Origin of the sequence: Pseudomonas sp. BF-RE-22 (assembly GCF_019956155.1) — a bacterium.
GTDB classification, from domain to species: Bacteria; Pseudomonadota; Gammaproteobacteria; order Pseudomonadales; family Pseudomonadaceae; genus Aquipseudomonas; species Aquipseudomonas migulae.
This window is the reverse complement of the sequence record NZ_JAHBDD010000031.1, coordinates 1-21,703: the sequence shown is the minus strand read 5'-3', so window position 1 is coordinate 21,703 and position 21,703 is coordinate 1. Positions and strand designations below refer to the sequence as shown.

At 59.6% G+C, this 21,703-nt stretch carries 11 protein-coding genes and 1 pseudogene; 6 read left to right on the top strand and 6 right to left on the bottom strand.

Annotated features, from left to right (window positions below; translation table 11 throughout):
- Positions 1–52: 52 nt before the first annotated feature.
- Together KGA82_RS16345 and KGA82_RS16340 are read right to left on the bottom strand one after the other, a co-directional pair.
- Positions 53–1,378: an APC family permease gene (locus KGA82_RS16345; RefSeq protein WP_223451247.1), complete on the bottom strand. Its 1,326-nt coding sequence runs from the start codon at positions 1,376–1,378 to the stop codon at positions 53–55.
- Between the two features lie 238 nt (positions 1,379–1,616).
- A complete protein-coding gene (locus tag KGA82_RS16340) occupies positions 1,617–2,438 on the bottom strand; it encodes a carbon-nitrogen hydrolase family protein (protein WP_223451245.1) in 822 nt (273 codons plus the stop codon).
- A 126-nt stretch (positions 2,439–2,564) separates the two neighbouring features.
- On the opposite strand from KGA82_RS16340, the gene KGA82_RS16335 reads away from it, so the two are divergent.
- The 3 genes from KGA82_RS16335 to KGA82_RS16325 all read left to right on the top strand — a co-directional run bounded on the left by KGA82_RS16335 (position 2,565) and on the right by KGA82_RS16325 (position 5,479).
- On the top strand, positions 2,565–3,365 hold the full coding sequence (locus tag KGA82_RS16335; RefSeq protein ID WP_008032237.1) for a helix-turn-helix transcriptional regulator: 801 nt from the start codon (positions 2,565–2,567) through the stop codon (positions 3,363–3,365).
- Between the two features lie 152 nt (positions 3,366–3,517).
- Positions 3,518–5,137 carry an FMN-binding glutamate synthase family protein gene (locus tag KGA82_RS16330; protein WP_223451243.1) on the top strand — a complete coding sequence of 540 codons (1,620 nt, stop codon included), beginning with the start codon at positions 3,518–3,520 and terminating at the stop codon, positions 5,135–5,137.
- Positions 5,138–5,194: 57 nt separating this feature from the next.
- Positions 5,195–5,479 (top strand): putative quinol monooxygenase, encoded by a 285-nt coding sequence (locus tag KGA82_RS16325; protein ID WP_192228554.1) that lies wholly within the window; start codon positions 5,195–5,197, stop codon positions 5,477–5,479.
- A gap of 9 nt (positions 5,480–5,488) precedes the next feature.
- On the opposite strand, the gene KGA82_RS16320 is transcribed toward KGA82_RS16325, so the two are convergent.
- Positions 5,489–6,997: a glucosyltransferase domain-containing protein gene (locus KGA82_RS16320; protein WP_223451241.1), complete on the bottom strand. Its 1,509-nt coding sequence runs from the start codon at positions 6,995–6,997 to the stop codon at positions 5,489–5,491.
- A 1-nt stretch (position 6,998) separates the two neighbouring features.
- Positions 6,999–7,940 carry a glycosyltransferase family 2 protein gene (locus tag KGA82_RS16315; RefSeq protein ID WP_008043559.1) on the bottom strand — a complete coding sequence of 314 codons (942 nt, stop codon included), beginning with the start codon at positions 7,938–7,940 and terminating at the stop codon, positions 6,999–7,001.
- A 248-nt stretch (positions 7,941–8,188) separates the two neighbouring features.
- Here KGA82_RS16315 and KGA82_RS16310 point away from each other — a divergent pair, with 248 nt between their 5' ends.
- Positions 8,189–9,337 (top strand): OpgC family protein, encoded by a 1,149-nt coding sequence (locus tag KGA82_RS16310; protein ID WP_223451239.1) that lies wholly within the window; start codon positions 8,189–8,191, stop codon positions 9,335–9,337.
- Positions 9,338–10,300: 963 nt separating this feature from the next.
- Here KGA82_RS16310 and KGA82_RS16305 read toward each other — a convergent pair.
- Positions 10,301–11,722 (bottom strand): amino acid permease, encoded by a 1,422-nt coding sequence (locus KGA82_RS16305; RefSeq protein ID WP_223451238.1) that lies wholly within the window; start codon positions 11,720–11,722, stop codon positions 10,301–10,303.
- A 771-nt stretch (positions 11,723–12,493) separates the two neighbouring features.
- Here KGA82_RS16305 and KGA82_RS16300 point away from each other — a divergent pair.
- Together KGA82_RS16300 and KGA82_RS16295 are read left to right on the top strand one after the other, a co-directional pair.
- Entirely contained in the window at positions 12,494–15,610 is a 3,117-nt protein-coding gene (locus tag KGA82_RS16300) for a transglycosylase domain-containing protein (protein ID WP_223451236.1), read from the top strand.
- Positions 15,611–16,018: 408 nt separating this feature from the next.
- A complete protein-coding gene (locus tag KGA82_RS16295) occupies positions 16,019–20,842 on the top strand; it encodes an NEL-type E3 ubiquitin ligase domain-containing protein (RefSeq protein WP_411737692.1) in 4,824 nt (1,607 codons plus the stop codon).
- Between the two features lie 43 nt (positions 20,843–20,885).
- Here KGA82_RS16295 and KGA82_RS16290 read toward each other — a convergent pair.
- A pseudogene (locus KGA82_RS16290) lies at positions 20,886–21,703 on the bottom strand (hypothetical protein); the annotation flags it as partial.

Genomic DNA, 21,703 nt, shown 5'->3' with positions numbered 1-21,703 from the left:
GTTGAGACCGCCATCGCCGGCAAGCCAGGCTCCTACAGGAATTCGGCGTACCTCAGGTGGCTTCCTGAAAATCCATCTCCGGTGGCTGGCGACGGAATCCGCCGGTCAGCACCGCCAGGTACACCACGCCAATCGCCAGCCAGCTCAGGCCCAGGTAAATCGCCAGGTGATCGAGGCTGACCATCAGCCACAAATCCGCTGCCAGGCCAATGAACGGGAAGATCAGGAACAACACCAGCTCACGCAGCCCCTTTTTCTCGCCGCCAATCCAGTAGTGAAAAATCACCGACAGGTTCACCAGGCTGAACGCCAGGAACGCGCCGAAGTTGATGAACGAGGTCGAGGTGGTGACGTCCAGTTTCAGCGCCAGCAACGCCACCACTGCGCACAGCAGGATGCTGTTGATCGGCGTCCCGAAACGTTCATGCAACGTACCGAAGAAGGATTTCGGCAGCACACCGTCGCGGCCCATGGCGTAGAGCAGGCGCGAACCGCTGGCCTGAGCCGACAGCCCCGAGGCAAATTGACCGACGATCAGACCGATCAGGAAGATCGACACGAACAGGTCGCCACCGATGTTGCGGGCAATTTCATAGGCCGCCGAATCGACGCTGTCGAACTGGAACGACGGGTGCGCGATCTGCACGAAGTACGACACGCCGACGAAGATCAGCCCGCCGATCAGGGTGATCAGCATGATCGCCCGCGGGATGGTGCGGCGCGGGTCGCGGGTTTCTTCGGTCAGGGTACTGACCGCGTCGAAACCGAGGAACGAGTAACAGGCGATGGCGGCACCGCTCATGATCAGTGGCATCTGCATGTCGCCGTTGAAGAACGGCTTCACCGACCACAACGGCGTGCTCGCATCGCCGCCAACGTAGTGGACGCACAGCGCCACGAAGGCAATCAGCACCAGAAACTGCACCAGCATCAGCAAGGCGTTGATGCCGTTGGCCAGTTTCAGGCCGACGATGTTGATTGCGCTGGTGATGCCGATGAACGCCAGCACCCAGATCCATTGCGGCACGGCCGGGAATGCGGAGTTGAGATAAGCCGCGCCGATCAGCCAGATTGCCATCGGCAGGAACAGGTAATCGAGCAGCACCGCCCAACCGGCGATGAAACCGAGATTCGGGCTGATCGCCTTGCGCACGTAGCTATAGGCCGAACCAGCGACAGGGAATGCCGAGGCCATCCGGCCATAACTCATGGCGGTAAAGAACATCGCCACCAGCGCCGCGAGGTACGCGGCCGGCACCATGCCAGCGGTGGATTGAGCGAGGATGCCGAAAGTGCCGAGCACAATGATCGGCGTCATGTAGGCGATGCCAAACAGCACCACCGACCCCAATGACAGGGTGCGTTGCAAACGAGCCATGAGCGACTACTCCGAATTTTATTGGATTTATGGCAGAGCCGAGTTCGGCGCAAATTACGGGTGTTGCGTTTGTTGTTCTTGGGTCAAACAGGTGTGTTGCCTAGGAGGGCCCCATCGCGAGCAGGCTCGCTCCCACGGGGATCTTCAGTGATTACACAATTTGTGAGCGCCCGCGATCCTGTGGGAGCGAGACCGGCTTGCCGGCGATGGCGTCAGCCCGGACAACACGAAATCCGGATCAGCCCTTGGGAATCAGCAGCTCCCGCAACCCTGATGCATGCTCAACCATCTCCCCCGGCAACTTCAGCCGCTGATCATCCAGGTAGCGATAATCCTGCCGCGCGGAGGTCAGCTGATTCAGATCCAGCTCCACCGCAAACTGCCCCTCCTCGCGCCCGGCCTCGAACAACAGCGTGCCCAGCGGATTCACCAGCGCACTGCCGCCGGCGAACAACAACCCGCCATCGCCCTCTTCCACCCGGTTGACCATCAGCGCAAACGCCTGGTTTTCCTGGGCGCGGGCCATGATCGCGGTGCGGTGCGTCGGGCCGTAAGGGTCCATGTTGCCGTTGGTGACGATCAGCAACTCAGCGCCCAGTTGCGCCAAGGCGCGGGCGGTTTCCGGGAATTCGATGTCGTAGCAGATCAGCAGACCGACCCGCACGCCGTTCCACAGGCACGTGGCGTAGCGGTCGCCCGGCTCGTACACGCCGCGATCCGACGCCCACAGGTGCGTCTTGCGGTATTTCAGCGCGATGCCTTGCGGGGTGATCAGCAGCGTGGTGTTGAAAAAACGACCGTTGTCGTTTTCCGCCGTACCGATCACCACGGCGATGTTGCGCTCGCGGGCAGCGGCGACGATTGCGCTGACGGTTGGACCGTTCAGCGGTTCGGCAACGGCTGCCACGGTCTCGGCCGACGGGAAGCCCATCAAGTGGCTTTCGGGAAACATGATCAACTGCGTGTCGGCGGCGCAGGCACCAATCGCCGCCAGAGCGCGTTCGAGGTTGTAAGCCGTGTCGTTGTCACGGCCCGCCAGTTGGGCGAGTTCGACCTTCATGGGTATTCCTTGTTCTAGTGGCCGGGCGGCAGAAAGATTGCCCGGTCGTTGTCTGTGCGCCAGTATGCGCAGCAAGCAACCGGCCAGGGAATCACGCGGCTGGGGTAACCCGATAGGGGTAGATGCATGACACTTTCGTTAGACGACATCGCCTGGCACCGTTCGGTCGGGCAACTGATCGACGCCCTCGACAAGCCGAATTTCTGGACGCAGCTTGTCCGGTTACTGGATCAATACGTGACCTTCGACAGTTGGGTGGCGCTGCTTTTCAGCGCCGATCAGCACCCGCAAGTGTTCGCCGAATGTCCCGGTGAAGACGGCAGCCCGGATCAGTTGTTCCAGGATTACCTGCGCGGTTTGTACTTGCTCGACCCGTTCTACATTGCCTGTCGCGAGCAATCGCGCACCGGGCTGTATCGCCTGTCGGAAGTGGCGCCGGAGCACTTTGAGCTGACCGAGTATTACCAGCGCTACTTTCGTCTGAATGTGGTGGCCGATGAAATCCAGTTCAATTGTCAGCTCGAAGGCGACCGCACGTTGTGCCTGTCACTGGGCAGCAAACAGCGTTTCAGCGGCCAGCAGATCGCTTTGCTGTCGTTGATCCAGCCGTGGGTGCTGGGTTTGTTGCGTCAGCGCCTGCCCTACGAAATCAACGAAGTCGTGGCTCTCGCGCCGGCACCGGTCCAAGGTGACTGGCGCGTTCAGCTGGAAGCCTCGGTGCAGCAACTCAAAGGCGCGCAATTGACCGCCCGGGAGCTGGATGTCGGGCGTTTGATGCTCAGCGGTTGCTCCAGTAAAGAAATCGCCCGTAAGCTGGAAATCTCTGTCGAAACCGTGAAAGTCCATAAGAAACACATGTACAGCAAGCTGGGGATCAAGTCCCAGTCCGAGCTGTTTTCGATTTTCCTCCAGGCGCAGAATGCCTGACACAACACGGTCCCGTAGGAGCGAAGCTTGCTCGAGAAGAGGCCATCACATTCAACATTGATGTTGGCTGAAATGTCGCTTTCGCGAGCAAGCTTCGCTCCTACAGGGATAGGTGTGCCGAACACAACCGAGTCCGAACCCAAGGAAACCGTATGAGCCTGTCACTCCTGAGCCGCTACGCCTTCTTTGCCGTCTGTGTGATTTTCACCCTCGCCAGTCTGCCGTTCCTGGAACACGACTGGCTCTGGCCGATCACCGCTGTCACCGGCGTCCTGAGCCTCGTGGGCCTGTTTGATCTGCTGCAAAGCCCTCACGCCGTACGCCGCAACTACCCGATCCTCGGCAACATCCGCTATCTGGTGGAAGGCATCCGTCCAGAAATCCGCCAGTACCTGCTCGAATCCGACAGCGACGCCCTGCCCTTCTCCCGGGCCCAGCGTTCGCTGGTCTATTCCCGCGCCAAGAACGAAAGCGCCGACAAACCCTTCGGCACGTTGATCGACGTGTATCAGTCGGGTTTCGAATTCATCGGCCACTCGATGCGCCCGGCACCGTTGAGTGACCCAAACAGTTTTCGAACCCTGGTCGGCGGCCCGCAGTGCACGCAGCCGTACTCGGCATCGGTGTTCAACATCTCGGCCATGAGCTTCGGCTCCCTCAGCGCCAACGCCATTCGCGCATTAAACCAGGGCGCCAAGCTCGGCAACTTCGCCCACGACACGGGTGAAGGCAGCATCAGCGCGTATCACCGGGAAAACGGCGGCGACCTGACCTGGGAACTCGGCAGCGGCTACTTCGGTTGCCGCACCGCAGACGGTCGCTTCGACCCGGAACGCTTCGCCGCCCAAGCGCAAACCCCGCAGGTGCGGATGATCGAAATCAAGATGAGCCAGGGCGCCAAACCCGGCCACGGCGGCATCCTGCCCAAGCACAAGGTCACCAAGGAAATCGCTGAAACCCGTGGCATCCTGATGGGCGAAGACTGCATCTCGCCATCGCGGCACAGTGCGTTTTCCACGCCGATCGAACTGATGCACTTCATCCAGCAATTGCGTGAACTGTCCGGCGGCAAACCGGTGGGCTTCAAGTTCTGCCTCGGCCATCCGTGGGAATTCATGGGCATCGCCAAGGCCATGCTGGAAACCGGCATCCTCCCGGACTTCATCGTCGTCGATGGCAAGGAAGGCGGCACGGGGGCAGCGCCTGTGGAGTTCACCGACCACATCGGCGTACCGATGCGCGAAGGTCTGCTGTTCGTGCACAACACGCTGGTGGGCCTGAACCTGCGGGACAAAATCAAACTCGGCGCCAGCGGCAAGATTGTCAGCGCCTTCGACATCGCCAGCGTGCTGGCCATCGGCGCCGACTGGGCCAACTCGGCGCGCGGCTTCATGTTCGCCATCGGCTGCATCCAGTCGCAGTCGTGCCACACCAACAAATGCCCGACCGGCGTCGCCACGCAGGACACCCTGCGCCAGCGCGCCCTCGTCGTCCCGGACAAGGCCCAGCGGGTGTTCAACTTCCACCGCAACACCCTCAAGGCACTCGCGGAAATGCTCGCCGCCGCGGGCCTGGAACATCCGTCGCAGTTGTCGGCCAAGCACCTGGTGCGGCGCATGTCGGCGACCGAGATCAAGCTGTTCTCGCAGCTGCATGTGTTTTTGAAACCGGGGGAATTGCTAACAGGGGAAGTGAACGGCGAGTTCTACTCACGCATGTGGCAGATGGCGCGGGCGGACAGTTTTGAGCCCAATGAGTTGGCTGCGGCGTAAACACTGTTTGAACGCCAGTCTCGTAGGGAGGCTGGCTTTACACCAAGGAAGAACATTTTGCTGAAAGTAATCGCTCAGGATTTCATCAAACCCGAATACATTGAAACGGTTCGCCCGTGGTACACCGAACTGGTCGAGAAGACTCGACTGGAGCCCGATTGCATCGCTTACGACCTGTTCATCGATCAAAAAGACCCCGGCCACTTTATCTTCGTCGAACAATGGCCGAATCAGGCGGCGCTGGATGCTCATTGCCAGTCTGAGCACTTTCGGCGGTTGGTGCCGCAGATCAACCGTTTCCAGGCCCGGGATTGCATTATCGTGCTGATGGATGCGTTCTGAGGCCCGTCGTCACCAGCGAAGCGCCTTGATCGGGGCCGGTTCTTTCATGACGATAAAACCGTAGTCCCCCAGCAGGTAAATCCTGTAGTACGGGCGCTCCAGCAACGGCGGATACCCCAGATAACCCACCCGTGTCGCATTGCGGCGCTCCTTCTCCGCGACCACGTTGGTGATGCCGAGCTTCGGCAGATTCTCGGCCAGCATGAAAAAGTCGATGTTCAGCAGATAGTGCAGCACCGGCATTTGCTTGAACGAACCTGCGGCCCCCGACAGCCAGTGATCGGAATACGTCACCGACATGTAAATCCGCTTGGCCTCACGCAATTCCCGATGCGTCGAAATGTCGTGCTCAAGGCTGAACAGTGCGCTAGTGCTGAAGGCTTTCTGCACCGTCAGCACCCGACCGTAAGCGAACGACAGCGACAGCATCGCCAGCAGTGGCACCGCCAGCAACAGCGTCAGTCGTTCATGGAGTTGCGCCAGCGCCAGATGGCTCAAGTAGAACAACAGCATCAATAAAACCGCGAAGCCCATCAGGGTTCGAGCGCCCTCGTTGAAGTCGCGGAAAAACAGCGCGACGCCGGATACCAGCAGCGTCACGACCGGCAAGGTCAGCAGACACAACAGGCCGATCAACGCTTTCTTCGGCCCACTGTCCTGACGCTTCCACACTTTAATCCCCAATTGCACAGCACCGACGATGGCACACAGCAACAGCGCGGCGAACACCCAGACCAATCCGCCATGAAACAGCAGCACGACTTTTTCCAGCACTCTGCCGATGTTGATCTGCAGTTGCAGCAGCGGCGCGGCGGTCCAGTTCAACAGCAGCGCGCGATCCTGCGCCATGAACGCCACGGCGCTGACGCAATACATCAGCCAACCCATGGTGACCTGCGCCAGTTTCCAGCCGATCAGCCTGCACAACTGCGGCCAGGCCAAACGGTCATTTACGCCGCGCAGCAGTTCCAGGCAACACAATCCCACAAACACATTGAGGCTGATCTGATACAGCCCCAGCGCCAGCGCAATCAGGAACGAAGGCACCAGCCATTGCAGGCTGCGCGAAGGATGACGAAAGGTGATCGCGTAGATCACCGCCACCAGGCTCAGCGCCATGGCGGGACCGTCATATTGATAAGACAGGTTCTGCAGAAAAAACGGGTTGTACCAGAGGGGCAACGGCACCAGGCAACAGGCGAGCGTCGGTTGCGCAAAGTAATGAAACGTCAACCGGGTCAGTGCCGAGGCCATGGCCAGCGTGGCGATCAATAGCGGCAAGGGAAAGATGTTCGGCGCCGCGCTGCCGAAGGTGAGCAGGTTGTAGAACAGCTGGGTAAACAGGCGCCCCTGCTCCGCCCAGGCCATGCCCGCCGACAGGGATCGCCAGTTATCATCGATGTACGGGTAGTCCGCAATAATCAGCGGCAGCACATACAGCAACGTCGCGAGCAGAAAAAACAACCAGACCTGTCGGCCGCCGAGTTCCTTGCCGAGCACATCGCGAAATCGGCCCATGCTAAAGCCCGAGCCGGTCTTTGCCGCCGACGATGTCTTTGACCACGTAGCGCGGCCGGTGCTTGGCCTCGATGTAGATCCGGCCGACGTACTCACCGAGGATGCCGATACCAATCAACTGCACACCGCCAAGAAACAGAATGGCGGTCATCAACGATGGGTAACCGGGTACGCTGTTGCCGAAGAAAATCTTGTCCAGCACCATGTACACCGCGTAAAGCACCGCGAAAATCGAAATGCCGCCGCCGACGTACGTCCACAAACGCAGCGGCACAGTGCTGAACGACGTCACCCCTTCGAGTGCCAGGTTCCACAGTTTCCAGCCATTGAACTTGCTGCTGCCGGCCACGCGCCCGGCGCGCTCGTACTCCACCACCGCGGTGGTGAACCCGGCCCACGACAACACACCTTTCATGAACAATTGATGCTCGGGCAGTGCGCGGATCACGTTGACCACCTTGCGATCCATCAACCGGAAATCGCCGACGTTCTCTTCGATCCGGGTGTACGCGATACGGTTCAGCACGTGGTAGAACAGCGCCGCGCTGTGGCGCTTGAGGTAACCGTCGGTGGCCCGGTTGCGGCGTTTGGCGAGCACCACGTCCGCGCCCTTTTGCCACTCGTCAATCAACAGCGGAATGACGCTGATCGGGTCCTGCAAGTCGACGTCCATGGGGATCACCGCATCGCCAGAAGCGTATTCCAGGCCGGCGAACAACGCCGGTTCCTTGCCGAAGTTGCGCGAAAAGTTGATCAACAACACACGCTCGTCGACCTGCGCCAGGGCCTTGACCTGCTCGGCCGTCCGGTCGGAGCTGCCATCGTTGATGAATACGATCTCGATCTCATCGCCGCCCAGCCTCAACTCGCGCTGCACCGCCTGATAAAACAGGCTGATCGCTTGCTCTTCGTTGAAGACCGGAACGATCAGCGAAACCTTCACGTTTCACGCTCCTGAACCATGCTCGGTAAAGATTCGACAGCTGCCGTGCACCGTTATTCGGGCACGCCATCGCGCGGGCAGACCAGCGGATGGATTCGTTCAGCCAGTCACATCTGAGACATTCAGTAATAGCGTGTTTTTTGCAATTGTCGTCGAATCGCGCCACCCTGCGCGCCGCCGATGCGCGGCGCGCACCTTTTGCCGCGCTGACCACTCCTTATTCAACACCCGTTCACGAGCCCGCTGTCATGACGTTTGAACGCGATCACCGAATCGACTTTTTTCGAGGCCTGGCGCTGATCTTCATCTTCTGGGATCACGTGCCTCACAACCCCCTCGGTCAAATCACCCCGCGTAACTTCGGTTTCAGCGATGCCGCGGAAATTTTCGTGTTTCTCGCCGGTTACGCGGCCGTCCTGGCCTACGGGAAAATCTTCCGACGGGACGGTTATCTGATTGCCTGCGTGAAGATTCTGCGCCGCGCCTGGGTGCTCTACGTGGTGCATATTTTCTTGCTGGCGATGCTGATGGGTATCGTGTTCTTCGCCAACAGCCACGTGGAAACGAGGGATCTGGTGGAGGAAATGGGCATGCACCACTTCATCACCAACCCGCAGCAAGCGCTGGTCGACGAACTGCTGCTGCGCTTCAAGCCGAACCTCATGGACCCGCTGCCGCTGTACATCGTGCTGCTGGCCGGCTTGCCGCTGGCGCTGCCGATGCTGGTGCGCAAACCATGGGCGGTGGTGGCCGTGTCGTTGACCGTGTACCTGCTGGCGCCGTGGTTCGGCTGGAACCTGGCGGCCATCAAGGATGGCGTGTGGTATTTCAATCCCGTGGTCTGGCAGCTGCTGTTTGTGTTGGGCGGCGCGGCGGCGACTTACGGGCAGCGCCCCCGGTTGCCTGACGCGCGCCCGTTGCTGCGCCGGCCGTTGTTTGTCAGTGCCGTGGTGTATGTGGTGGTTACTGGTGTGCTGACCGTTTCCTGGCGATGGCCGGAAATTCATGATGCGCTGATGCCTGCGTGGCTGAGTAACCTGTTGTACCCGATCAGCAAGACTGATTTGTCGCCGGTGCGGTTGCTGCACTTTCTGGCGCTGGCGTATGTCACGGCGAAGCTGTTGCCCGATACCGGCTGGACGCAAAACTGGCTGGCGCAGCAAAGTTGTCGCATGGGGCGTTATTCGCTGGAAATCTTTTGCCTCGGCGTGTTGTTGGCGCCGTTGGCGGACATGGTCAATGCCATGACCGACGATGCGTTTGCCATGCAGATATTCACCGCCTTGGTGGGGGCGGGGTTGATGGCGTTGTTGGGGGCCTGGCTGGAGTTCAATAAACGGTTGAACCAGCCGGTCAACAGGTCGCAGCGTTCGGTAGCTGAACGGATCCCGCTGTAGGAGCTGGCTTGCCAGCGATGGCGGCCTGACAGCCGACCAATCTCTTGCTGGTGTACATATCCGTTTCTGCGGTAACGGCCTCTAATGGTTTCGCCCTTACGGCGAGTCACTTGGAAAAGCCCCAAGTAACCAAGGGCTCTTGCCCCTTTCGTTCGGTGGCTCGCTAATGCTCGCCATGCCCTCGCTCCGGTCCTGCTCCGTGGGCCCGCCGCCATCGGCCATCCCTGGCCGGGGGCGGCTAACCCGGCATCCATGCCGGGTTGCCCACTACGCAGAACCTGCGCTCGGCCTCTCGAGGGGGCGCTCAGATCAAAAGCTGAAGGCGAGCTAACGCTCGGCCTGATGAGTGGTGGAAATCAAAAGCAAACGCGATTCCCTGTAGGAGCCGGCTTGCCGGCGAAAAACGTCCGGACGACGCGTTCATTCAGACAGCCCGCGTTATCGTTTACGTCCATCGCCGGCAAGCCGGCTCCTACAAGGGAAATGCGTATGTGTTTAGATAAATACGATCAACTGTAGGAGCCGGCTTGCTGCGGGCGGCGTTCCGACGATAACGGTGGGTCAGTCACCCTCCTTTTCGACTGGACGGACGCCATCGCCAGCAAGCCGGCTCCTACAGGGGAATGCGTACGCTCATTGAGACAGGTCGGCTGGCAGGCCGCCTCGCTTTGGCTTTTGCTTGGCTTTTGATTTTGATCTGCCCCGTCGGGAGGCCGAGTGGAGGTTCTGCGCAGTGGGCAACCCGGCATGGATGCCGGGTTAGCCGCCCCCGGCCAGGGATGGCCGATGGCGGCGGGCCCACGGAGCAGGACCGGAGCGAGGGCATGGCGAGCATTAGCGAGCCACCGTACGTCAGGGGCAAAGCCTTTTGGTTCCTTTTCGGCGTTTGGAAAAGGGACTCGCCGTAAGGGCGAAACCGCCAGCCGCCGTCACCGCAGCAACGGATATGCCCCCATCCAACCCCTATGAAGCCGAACGCACCGAACCTTGCGACACACCAGTCGGCTGCAGCTTGAACACATAAAACAAAACCGTCAGCAGCACCAAAAACGCCGGCCCCACATACAGCGCCACCCGAGTGTCCGGAAAGTACGCCATCAACCCAACCACCAACACCAAAAACGCCAGTGCCAGATACGAACTCACCGGGTACAACCACATCTTGTATTTCAACCCGGCCCGCTCGCTGGCGCTCAGGCCATTGCGAAACTTAAGCTGAGCCAGCAGGATCATCACCCAGGTCCAGATCGCGCCGAAAGTAGCAATGGCCGTCACCCAAACGAAGACTTTTTCAGGCACCAGGTAATTGAGCAGCACCCCCAGCAACAAGGCGAAAATCGACAGCAACAGCGCACGACGGGGCACCCCGTTGTTCGACGTCTTGGCAAAACCGGCCGGAGCCTGGCCATTCTGCGCCAGGCTATAGAGCATGCGCCCCGTACTGAAAATGCCGCCATTGCAGGACGACAGTGCAGCGGTGATCACCACGAAGTTGATGATGCCAGCAGCGGTCTTGATACCCAGACGCTCAAAGGTCATCACGAACGGACTGCCCTGGGTGCCGATTTCATTCCACGGGTAGATCGACAGAATCACAAACAGCGCGCCGACGTAGAACAGCAGAATCCGCCAGAACACCGAGCCGATCGCGTTTGGAATGGTCTTCTGCGGGTTCTTCGCTTCACCGGCGGTCAGGCCGATCATCTCGACGCCGAGGTAGGCGAACATCACCATTTGCAGGGACATCAACACGCCTTGCACGCCGTTCGGCATGAAGCCGCCGTGAGCCCAGAGATTGGAAATCCCCAACGCCACGCCGTCGTTGCCGAAACCGAATGCGATCACGCCGACGCCGCCGATCACCATCGCAATGATGGTGACGATCTTGATCAGGGCGAACCAGAATTCGAATTCACCGAAGGCTTTTACGGCGATCAGGTTGATCGAGCCCATGCTGACCAACGCGGCGAGTGCCCAGATCCAGCGCGGTACCTCGGGAAACCAGACGCCCATGTACACCGCCACTGCGGTGATTTCCGCGACACAGGTCACCAGCCACAGGAACCAATAGTTCCAGCCAGTCAGGAAGCCCGCCAACGGGCCAAGGTAGTCTTGGGCATAACGGCTGAAGGAGCCGGCGACCGGGTTGTGCACAGCCATTTCGCCGAGGGCGCGCATGATCACCAGAATCGCCAGACCGCCGATGATGTAGGACAGCATGATGGCCGGGCCAGCCATTTCGATGGCCTTGGCCGAACCGAGAAACAGACCGACACCGATACAGGCACCGAGTGCCATCAAGCGAATATGCCGTTCGCCGAGTTCGCGTTTAAGCGGGCCGCCCTGAGCGGTCTCGCCGTGGGGCAGGTGATTGCCGACTGGCATAGGGGTACAACCTCGTCTTGTTATTGGATATGACCACCGAGTGTCGAAGCGCTGACCGATAAGCCATTGCTTGCCTGAAACCGGACCTGCTTCGTGGGCAGAACCGTCCTGCAGGGCAAAACCCTCCAAGATCAGCGGGACGTGCAGTCTAAAAACCTTCTTGCAGGATATTTCACTCTACAACCCACAATATTCAGCGAGAACTCTCGGCAAAAGCGCGGTTTCTGGAGGTGCATTACCTGACTTTTTGTAGGAATTTTTACCGCTAAAGCGGCGCGGAGTATTGCACAGCATTGGTGCATCGTCATGCCCCTACCTAGGCAGCATTTACGTGGCGATGGCTCTAGTACGGCCATCCTGTAGGAGCCGGCTTGCCGGCGATGGCGTCCATGAAATCGCCATCGCCGGCAAGCCGGCTCCTACGGATCGGGGGCGCTGTCCAAAATATCGGGCTCACCTCCCCCCTGTAGGAGCCGGCTTGCTGGCGATGGCGTCCATGAAATCGCCATCGCCGGCAAGCCGTCTCCTACGGATCGGGGGCGCTGTCCAAAATGTCGGGGTCACCTCCCCCCTGTAGGAGCCAGCTTGCTGGCGATGGCGCCCGTGAAACCGCCATCGCCAACAAGCCAGCCCCCTGCAAAGAGAACATTCGCTCACTTCCCGTCAGGGTGAATATTCGATATCCGGGTGTTCACAATTTTTTCACCGGCAGCATCCACCGTCTAAGCTTCAAACAAGTCCGATCAATCTGCGTGAATGGATCAGTCGACTATGGGCGCGTTATGGCAAACCGATACGAGTAAAACTGTGGTCCCGACTGAACGTGTGGATGAAGCGCCTATCCCCGAAAAACCCCGTCGTAGTCGTACCAAACACGGGTGGAAGGCGTTTTGGTTGCTGGTGTTGATTATCCTGATTGCTCTGGGGTTGGCCGCTGCCAGGGAAATGCGTACCTCGAAGTTTCAATCCCGGGAAGCCAGCAAATATGCCGCTACCCTGAGTTACGAACTGAAGCCAGGCCCAAGCGACTCCATTCGATATCCAGGGGCCGGCCCTTTTGATTTGCGACTGGGCTACAGCTCTCTGGGTGAATTCCTGCCGCGCCTGATCAAGCGCGACTACGTCGTTGCGGCACAGACCCGCTTCTCCCAACCGTTGATGGACTACACCGACAAAGGCTTTTTCGTGCCCTATGCGGAAAAGATCCAGGCAGGATTGTCGATCACCGATTGCCATGCGGCGCCGCTGTATCAGTACAAATACCCGCAGCAGCTCTATTCAAGCTTTGACGCGATTCCGCCGGTGGTGGTCAGCAGTTTGCTGTTCATCGAAAACCGCTTCCTGCTCGACCCTCGTCAGCCCCGGGCCAACCCCGCCGTGGATTGGCCGCGCTTCGGCATGGCGGCGTGGTCACAGGTCGCCAAAATGCTGCACATGCCTGGCCAATCGGCGGGCGGCAGTACCCTCGCGACGCAACTCGAGAAGTATCGACACTCGCCCGACGGCTTGACCGTGTCCGGCGGGGAAAAAATCCGCCAGATGATTTCCGCCAGCGTGCGCGCCTATCAAGCGGGGCCGGAAACGCTTGCGGCGCGCCAGAACGTGGTGCGTGATTACCTCAACAGCGTGCCCCTGTCCGCCGTGCCCGGCCACGGGGAAGTGCACGGCATGGCCGAAGGTTTGCGTGTCTGGTACGGCGCCGACTTCAACAAGGCCAACGAACGGCTGGCCAGTACCGACACGGATCCAAAGACCATGGCGGAAAAAGGCCTGGCCCTGCGTGAAATGCTGTCGTTGATGATTGCCCAGCGCCGCCCTTCCCACTACCTGACCAAGGGCCGCGATGAGCTGGCCGACCTCACCGACAGCCACATTCGCCTGTTGGCGCAAAACTTTGTGATCGACGCGCCGTTCGCCGCCGCCGCATTGGCCAGCAAAGTGACCTATCGCGACTGGCAGACCCAGCCGACCATTCAACCGATCGAAACCAACAAAGGCATCAGCGTGGCGCGCAGTCGCCTGGGCGGGTTGCTCAATCGTCCGCTGTACGACCTCGACCGCCTCGATCTCTCCGCCACCAGCACCCTGCAAGGCGAACTGCAAACCCAGGTCACCGAGTACCTCAAGCACTTGGCCGACCCGGCGTTTGCAACGCAGATCGGTTTGATGGGCGAACGCCTGCTCACCCCCACCAGCACCACGCAAGTGCGCTACAGCTTCACATTGTTCGAACTGACCCCGGACGGTTCGCGGGTGCGCGTGCAGACCGACAGCACCGATCAGCCATTCGATATCAACGAAGGCAGCAAACTGGAACTGGGCTCCACCGCGAAAATGCGGGTGCTGACGACTTATCTGCAAATCATTGCCGAGCTGCACGACAAGTACGCCGAAATGACCGTCCCGGAACTGAAGAAAGTCGACGTCCCGGATCAGGACCGCCTGAGCCGATGGGCCGTCGATTACCTGATCGAGAACAAGGACCACAACCTGTCGGCCATGCTCAGCGCCGCGCTGGACCGCAAATACTCGGCCAGCCCCGGCGAAGCCTTTTTTACCGGCGGCGGGTTGCATACCTTCGTCAACTTCCGCAAGGAAGACAACGGTCGCATACCGACCTTGCGCGATGCCCTGCGCGAATCGATCAACCTGCCGTTCATTCGGCTGATGCGCGATCTGGTGCGCTACACCACCTATTCCGGCCCGAACAACAGCGCCGCCCTGCTCGGGGACGACCGCGATCCTCGGCGCCAGGAATACCTGGCCGAGTTCGCCGACCGCGAAGGCACTTCGTTCCTGCTGAAGTTCTGGAAGCGCTACAAAAACAAGGACACCCAGGCACGGCTCGAAACCTTCCTCGACAGCATGCGCCCGACGCCGATTCGCATGGCTGCGGTGCATCGCTATCTGTTGCCGCAAGCCAGTCAGGAGAGCTTCAACACTTTCGTGCGCTCGCACCTCTCAGGCGCCAAGCTCACCGAGAAACTCACGGACGAACGCCTGCAACGGCTTTACGAAAATTACAGCCCCGGCATCTACGATTTGCCGGACCAGGGCTTCATCGCTAAGGTGCACCCGCTGGAATTGTGGCTGATCGGTTATTTGTTGAATCATCCTGACGCCAAGTGGAGCGAAATCGTCAAGGCCAGTCAGTTTGAACGCCAGGAAGTCTATAGCTGGCTATTCAAAAGCAAACATAAGGGTGCCCGTGATGGCCGCATCCGCACCATGCTGGAGATCGAGGCGTTTCTCGACATTCACGCGCGCTGGCAGAAAGTCGGCTATCCGTTCGATCACCTGGTGCCCTCGCTGGCCACCGCCATCGGCAGTTCCGGCGACCGCCCGGCCGCATTGGCGGAGCTGATCGGCACCATCCTCAACGACGGCGTGCGCATGCCGACGTTGCGCATCGACAGCCTGCACTTCGCGGCGAATACGCCCTATGAAACCAAGCTGATCAACGACCCGGATGTGGGTAAACGGGTGATGCCGTCCGAAGTGGCCACGGCCATGCGCGAGGCCTTGTCGCACGTGGTGGACGCGGGTACGGCCAAACGTGTTTCCGGCAGTTTCATCACCCCCGATGGCAAGCCGCTGGCCATGGGCGGCAAGACCGGGACCGGTGACAACCGCATCGAAGCCATTGGTTCCGGTGGGCGAATCTTGAGTTCGAAGTCGATCAACCGCACGGCCACCTTTGTGTTTTATATCGGTGATAGCCACTTCGGTACGTTGACCGCATTCGTACCCGGTCGCACAGCCGAAGCCTTCAAGTTCACCTCGGCCCTGCCGGTGCAAGTGCTCAAGGGCATGGCACCGATTCTCACGCCGTATCTGCAACCGGGCACGCATACGCAATGCCTGCCCGTGGAGGTCGCACGACGCTGAAAAACGATGGCGGTAAATAACTATTTTCGGCATTGAAAATTCCAATGCGTTACCGGGAAGAACGCTTTTCAAGCAGCGGGAATTCAGACTTTTACTTTGAACCTCGGGCGTTAGGCTGGTCACTCCACTTAATGCTCAAGGTTTATTGAAAGCATGACTGACTTACACGGACGTATATCAGCGCTACCGTCACCCGTGGCCGACGACAATAAAGGTCACCACTACGCGTTCATCAAGAACCGTATCCACCCCGTTTTCAAAGGCGCTTCAGTGCGACGGGCTCAGGAACTGAGCCGCACACAAACGGCTTCAGGACATTGGGTCCGAAGCGTCACAGACTTCGACCATGCGCCGTTACAAAAAGCCAATCTTGACCTCTGGTCCGCGCAGAATGCAGTCGACCGGTTCATGGATGAAGTGCTGGACGTTTACACGTTCGCCAAACCGTTACTCACCGACGCACTGCAAAAAAAATTCAACGTCGATGTCGATGTCACCCGCACGTTCCTGCATCTGTACTTACCCAAAGCACGCCCGTGGTATGTCTTCGACGTCTCCGGCGGTGTTGTTACCCGAACCGTCTCATTGCTGGACGCCGCCCTGCACAACTTCGCACGTCACGAAACCTGCGAACCCGACTCGGACTTCATCAGCCAACCCGATGCACGCGGGCACTTCGACGTCCTGCCGATCAAACGCAAAATGTCCATTGCCCAGTTCCAGAACCTCTGCCGCGAACTGGACATCGGCGCGCGCTACACGAAATACCTCGAAGAACAGTTGCTGCCCAGTGACGGCCTCGCCCAAGGTTTTTTGAAGTTCAAAATCGTCGAGAGCGAGAAAGCCGCGTTCAAAGCCGCCGTCCAGTTGGCTGTTCTGAAGGGCGACATCGACGCCGAGGCCAGTGACCTGATCCTGAAAATGCTCGATGGCCAGCGCAACCTCACCCGTAAAGGCCGGGTGATGCAATTCGCCGAACTGTCGATTCTCGACAGCCCGATGAGCGCAATCGTGTTGATCACACCCAGGCCGGAACAACACATCCGTGGGGTGACGCCGGTGATTGTTTACGTCCCGCAGGACCCAGAACACCCACTGAAAGAGTACCCCTCGACCGTCGCGTTCATGAATGAACTGACGCGCCAGCTGCGCGACAACAACGTCGTTTCATCCACCGGCATGACCTATCAGCAGTACTTCAGTCGGTTCGTCGATCAATCGGAGCGCGGGCATTTTTTCGGCGGGCTGCAGCAGCGTCTGTTCGAGGTGAAATGGCATCAGAAAGCGCCGCTGGAGCAGGGCCCGAGCTGGCGGGAAGTGCCCGTCGACAAACCCAATCTGCATTTCAAGGCGGCACCGATCCAAGGCGAACTCTGGGAATACCTCTTCCAGCAGAAGCTCAATAAAGTCCTGAATGACGCCCGACACATTGCCGTGTCCACCGCAGATAGCGATAGCGATGCCCGATGGGCCTGGTGGGAAAACTTCAAAAAAATAGTCTCGGACATCTTCAACGTCGCGCTGATGGTCGTCACGCCGTTCGTTCCGGGGCTGGGTGAATTGATGATGGTCTACACGGCGTATCAGATGGCCAGTGACGTCATCGAAGGCATCGTCGATATGACCCTGGGGCTGTGGACCGAAGCTGCCGAACACATCATCGGCGTGGTGACTGACGTCATTCAGTTGGTGGCATTCGCCGCCGGGGTGAAGATCGGCAACGTTGCGCGCCTGAAGCTTTCGCCGCTGATCGAAGGCATGAAACCGGTGAGTCTGCCCAATGGCGAACCTCGACTGTGGCATCCCGATCTCAAGCCTTATGAGAGGCCGGATGTAAAACTACCCGCTGAAGCCAAACCTGACGCACTGGGACTTCATGCCCACGAAGGCCAGGACATTTTGCCGCTGGATGACAAACACTTCGCCGTGCAAAAAGACCCACAAACCGGCAACTACCGCGTCAAGCACCCGCATCGCGACAACGCCTATTTACCCGGGTTGAAGCATAACGGCCAGGGCGCCTGGACCCACGAAGCCGAGAACCCGCGAGCGTGGCAACGCCAGACGTTGATGCGTCGCCTCGGCCATTCCGTGGACGGCTACAGCGACGCAGAACTGAACCATGTGCGCATCGCCAGCGGCACCGACGACGCTGCGCTGCGCCGGATGTACGTCGACAACACGGCCCCGCCACCGCTGCTGGACGACAGCCTCACACGCTTGAAAATCCAGCACCGGACACGTGAGGCCATTGAACGGATTCGAACCGGTCAACCTCTGGACCCTGCCTCCTGGTGGTTTGAACCCTTGGCGACTTACCTGGACGGCTGGCCTGTGGATAAAGCCCTGAAGGTTTACGAAAACGCCGACATGACCGGGCGCTTTCGCCAGTACGGCAATGCCGAGGCGAGCGAGGCACAGACGTTGTCCACCAGTCAGTCGCAGCTCATGAGCGAGCAGTTTGCGCCGAGGCTTGTCGAGTTCCTCGGCGAAGAAGAGCTGCAAGCGATGCTCGGTCGGTCAACCGCCAAAAGTGAACAGGTACAAGCCCTGCGCAATCAACTGGCGGACGAAGCCAATCGACTGAACGCAGACATCGTCAATCAGCTTTACCAAGGTGCGGAAGCGTCCCACGACCCGCAGGTCCGACTCATTCGCCAGACTTTCCCCGAGCTGCCGACCCGCACGGCACAGACGCTGCTGAACAGTTCCGACGCGGCCGATCTCACGCGCATGAATCAGGAGCAACGCCTGCCGTTGAACCTCAAGAGCCGCGCCCGTGAAGCCGCCTTCGAAGCCCGAACCAACCATGCGTATGAGGGGTTTCATGACGGCGCGCAGTGGGTGGCGCAAACCGAAAGCCTGGTGCTGAATGCACTGAGGATTCATACCGACACCTTCGCGCAATTGCGTATCGAGGTGCGTGAAGGCAACGATGCCGGACCATTGCGCGGCAGCGTGGGTGCACACGATGCGGCGACGGTGCGGGTGCTGGTCAAGGACGACGCCAACCTGTTCGAAGTCTGGGACGCCGACAACCATAAACTGCACGACGCCGCTGATTTTTTCGAAGCAGTGCTCACGGCGTTGCCGAAAAACAAACAGGCGCAGTTGGGCTATCGGCCAGGCCAGGGGGCGTTTTTCAGGCAATGGGTCATGGTCAAGACCGAGACCCCGGCCGAACGCCGCGCCGCGCTTGCAGCCCCGCCGATCCGCCCGATGGCGAACCACGAAGACATGATGCTGTTGCGCGGTCCCGGCTTCTCCACCACCGCCGCCACGCTCACCGAACGGGTGCAGGATTTGTACCCGCACTTCAACGAACGAGAGGTCGACACCTTCGTTCGATCCCTGGGTTCGCAAGAGCAAGGGCATCAGACACTGACGAGGCTTGACCGAGAGCGGTATGACCTGCGCAAGCTGCTCAACCGGTGGCAACATCAGCGACCCGATACGTGGGGGGCCGACCGACAGGGGTTCGTGCGCGGCGGCGGGCTGCACATTGCCGAGCGGCTCATCGATTGTTTCTCAAGAAAACCCACCGTGTTCGGTGAGCGCAGTACCACGGTCGACGGCGGTTATGCGCTGGACCTGTCTGTTGAGTTCGATGTGCCCAACCTCGAGCGCTGGTGGAAGGAACTGCCGGATATCAAGCATTACCTCGACCAGATCAGCACCTTGAACCTGGACCGCACGAACTTTTCCGAAACATCCTCCGGCCTGTTGAGCGACTTCCCGCATCTGCGTCAACTGAGTGCCCGCAACTGCGGGTTGACGCGACTTCCCGAGACCATCGGCAAGATGCACTACTTGCGTACGTTGCGGCTGATGAACAACGACATCACATTGACCCCGTCGGCCGTCGAGCAACTGCGAAACCTGACCCACATGGAAACCATCAGGCTCGATGACAACACGCGGCTGGGCATGCTGCCGAACGTCGGACGCATGCCCAAACTGAGAATCCTGAGTTTGAGCAATACCGGAGCAACCACCTGGCCCGATGGCCTGTTCGGGCCCTTCAGTAAACGTCGACCGCGTGGCTTTTTCCTGGATTTGCAGGAGAACCCGCTCAGCGTCATTCCGACCGTAGTACCCGGCTCGGAGGACGCCTTCATCGTGGCGCGGACTCGCTTGTTTCCAAAGAGGCTTTCGGAGGCAAACCTGATCACGTTCAAAGCCTATCGACGCTCGGTCGGCCTCGCGCCCGATCAGATCTATGCCGAAGCTGCCGCCGACGCGATGCTTCAATGGCCGACAAAGGACGACTCTGTGTGGTGGAGTGCGGAGGTCGGAGGGTTGGGTACTTTCCGCGAGGACGCCTGGCACGATCTGATAACCGAGCCTGGCTCCGAAGATTTCTTTGCCTTGATCCAGAAACAGACACTCTCCGCCGATTACCGGGCCGGCGGTGAATTGCGCCAACAGCTCAGCAGTCGGGTATGGCGCATGGTCGAAGCCATCGACCTGGACACCCCGTTGCGCAATGAACTGTTCGAAATGGCCAAGGCGCCCACCACCTGCGCCGATGCTGGCGCTCAGGTGTTCAATCACATGGGCATCAAGGTGCTCGCTTCCGAAGCCTATGCCTTGTCGACGTCCAACGCCGTCCTTGAAAACAAACTGGTGAACCTGGCAAAAGGCGCCGCTCGCCTCGCGCGCGTGGATGACATTGCCCGTGCCGATTTCGGCGGCCGTGAAGGCACTCCCGATGAGGTGGAGGTTTACCTTGCCTACGAAACCGGGCTGGCTCAACGTCTCGGTTTACCGTGGCAATCGGAGTCGATGTTGCATCGCCCCTTGGCCGGCGTGAGCGCCAGGACCCTCGACACGGCCTTCGATACGGTGATGTCGATGGAGGCCGGTGACGGCTTGATCAACGACATGCTCGAACAGCCGTTCTGGGAGAAATACTTGCGTGACACTTACCCGAACGAGTTCAGGCGCAATACCCGTCTGTACGAGAGCAAGAGCGATTTGCTGGATGAGTTACGCGAAGCTCAGCACGCCTGGGCCAGCTCCAAAAACCAACAGATTGCGCAACGACGCGCACTCAAACAGCGCCTGCAAGACCTCGCCCGGCGACTGAATGTCGATGACAGTGTGGTGCTTGTCGATGAAGACATGAGCGATGAGATCTACGGCCGATTGCTTCAGGACATGGGCTACGAAGAAAAAGAGCTGAGCAGAAAGCTGACCCGCGCAGCGCTGCAAAAAGCCGCAGGGCAATAATCGGGAAACCCTGATGCATCGGGTGATGCATCAGGGCTCAACCCTAACCCACTTCCGAATCCCAGATGACGGTGACAAGGCCGGAGTAGGATCGGGCGACACCGGGCTTGAGCATTTCGCCGACTTCGTCCTGCGCAATTTCGAAGTGCAACGCTCCCGGCTTGCGATCGACATAAAAGCGTGGCTGGAAAAACTCGGTGCCACTGCCGTCGCGCCGCAACGGCCGGCGATTGACCGGTTGCGCGGCGGCATCGACCAGGCCACTGGGCAGGGTCACGCTGACGTCGAGCGGCACGGCATGTCCTGAAACCGGCTCGCGCACCGCGCAGCGGTTGCCATCCAGGCTGTACTGGCAGTCCAGGTTCATTTTGAAGCGGCTTGACGAAGACACATTGAACGTCTGATCGCGGAACAGTCGTGTCGGCTTGCGCCCTTGCGTCAGCCAGGCCTGCCAGCCGCCCTGCGGGACCAGTTCGATGTGATTGCCACCGGGGGGAATCTCGACCTTGAGGGTATGCCGCACGTCCAGAGAGAAGTTGAGAGTCAGCAGATTGTCATCGGGAATCATCACATCACCCATATCGAAATCTTGATGTGGGCCAACCGTGTAGGTAATGGAACCGTTGTATTTCCCTGCCACCATGTTCAGCGGATCGGGTGTCCGCAGTTCATAGGCGAACACGAAATACAGAAACCGGAAGGACATCGGGATGTCAAACAGTGCCCTTTTGCTGCACACGCCAGCACCGGCAGGGACTCTCCAGAAACTGTTGTAACCCTGGGCGCTATAGGAATACCAACCAACACCCTGGCAAGGACGCGGGGCATAAACCCAGCCCCCTCCTGCCCAAAGTTGATCCC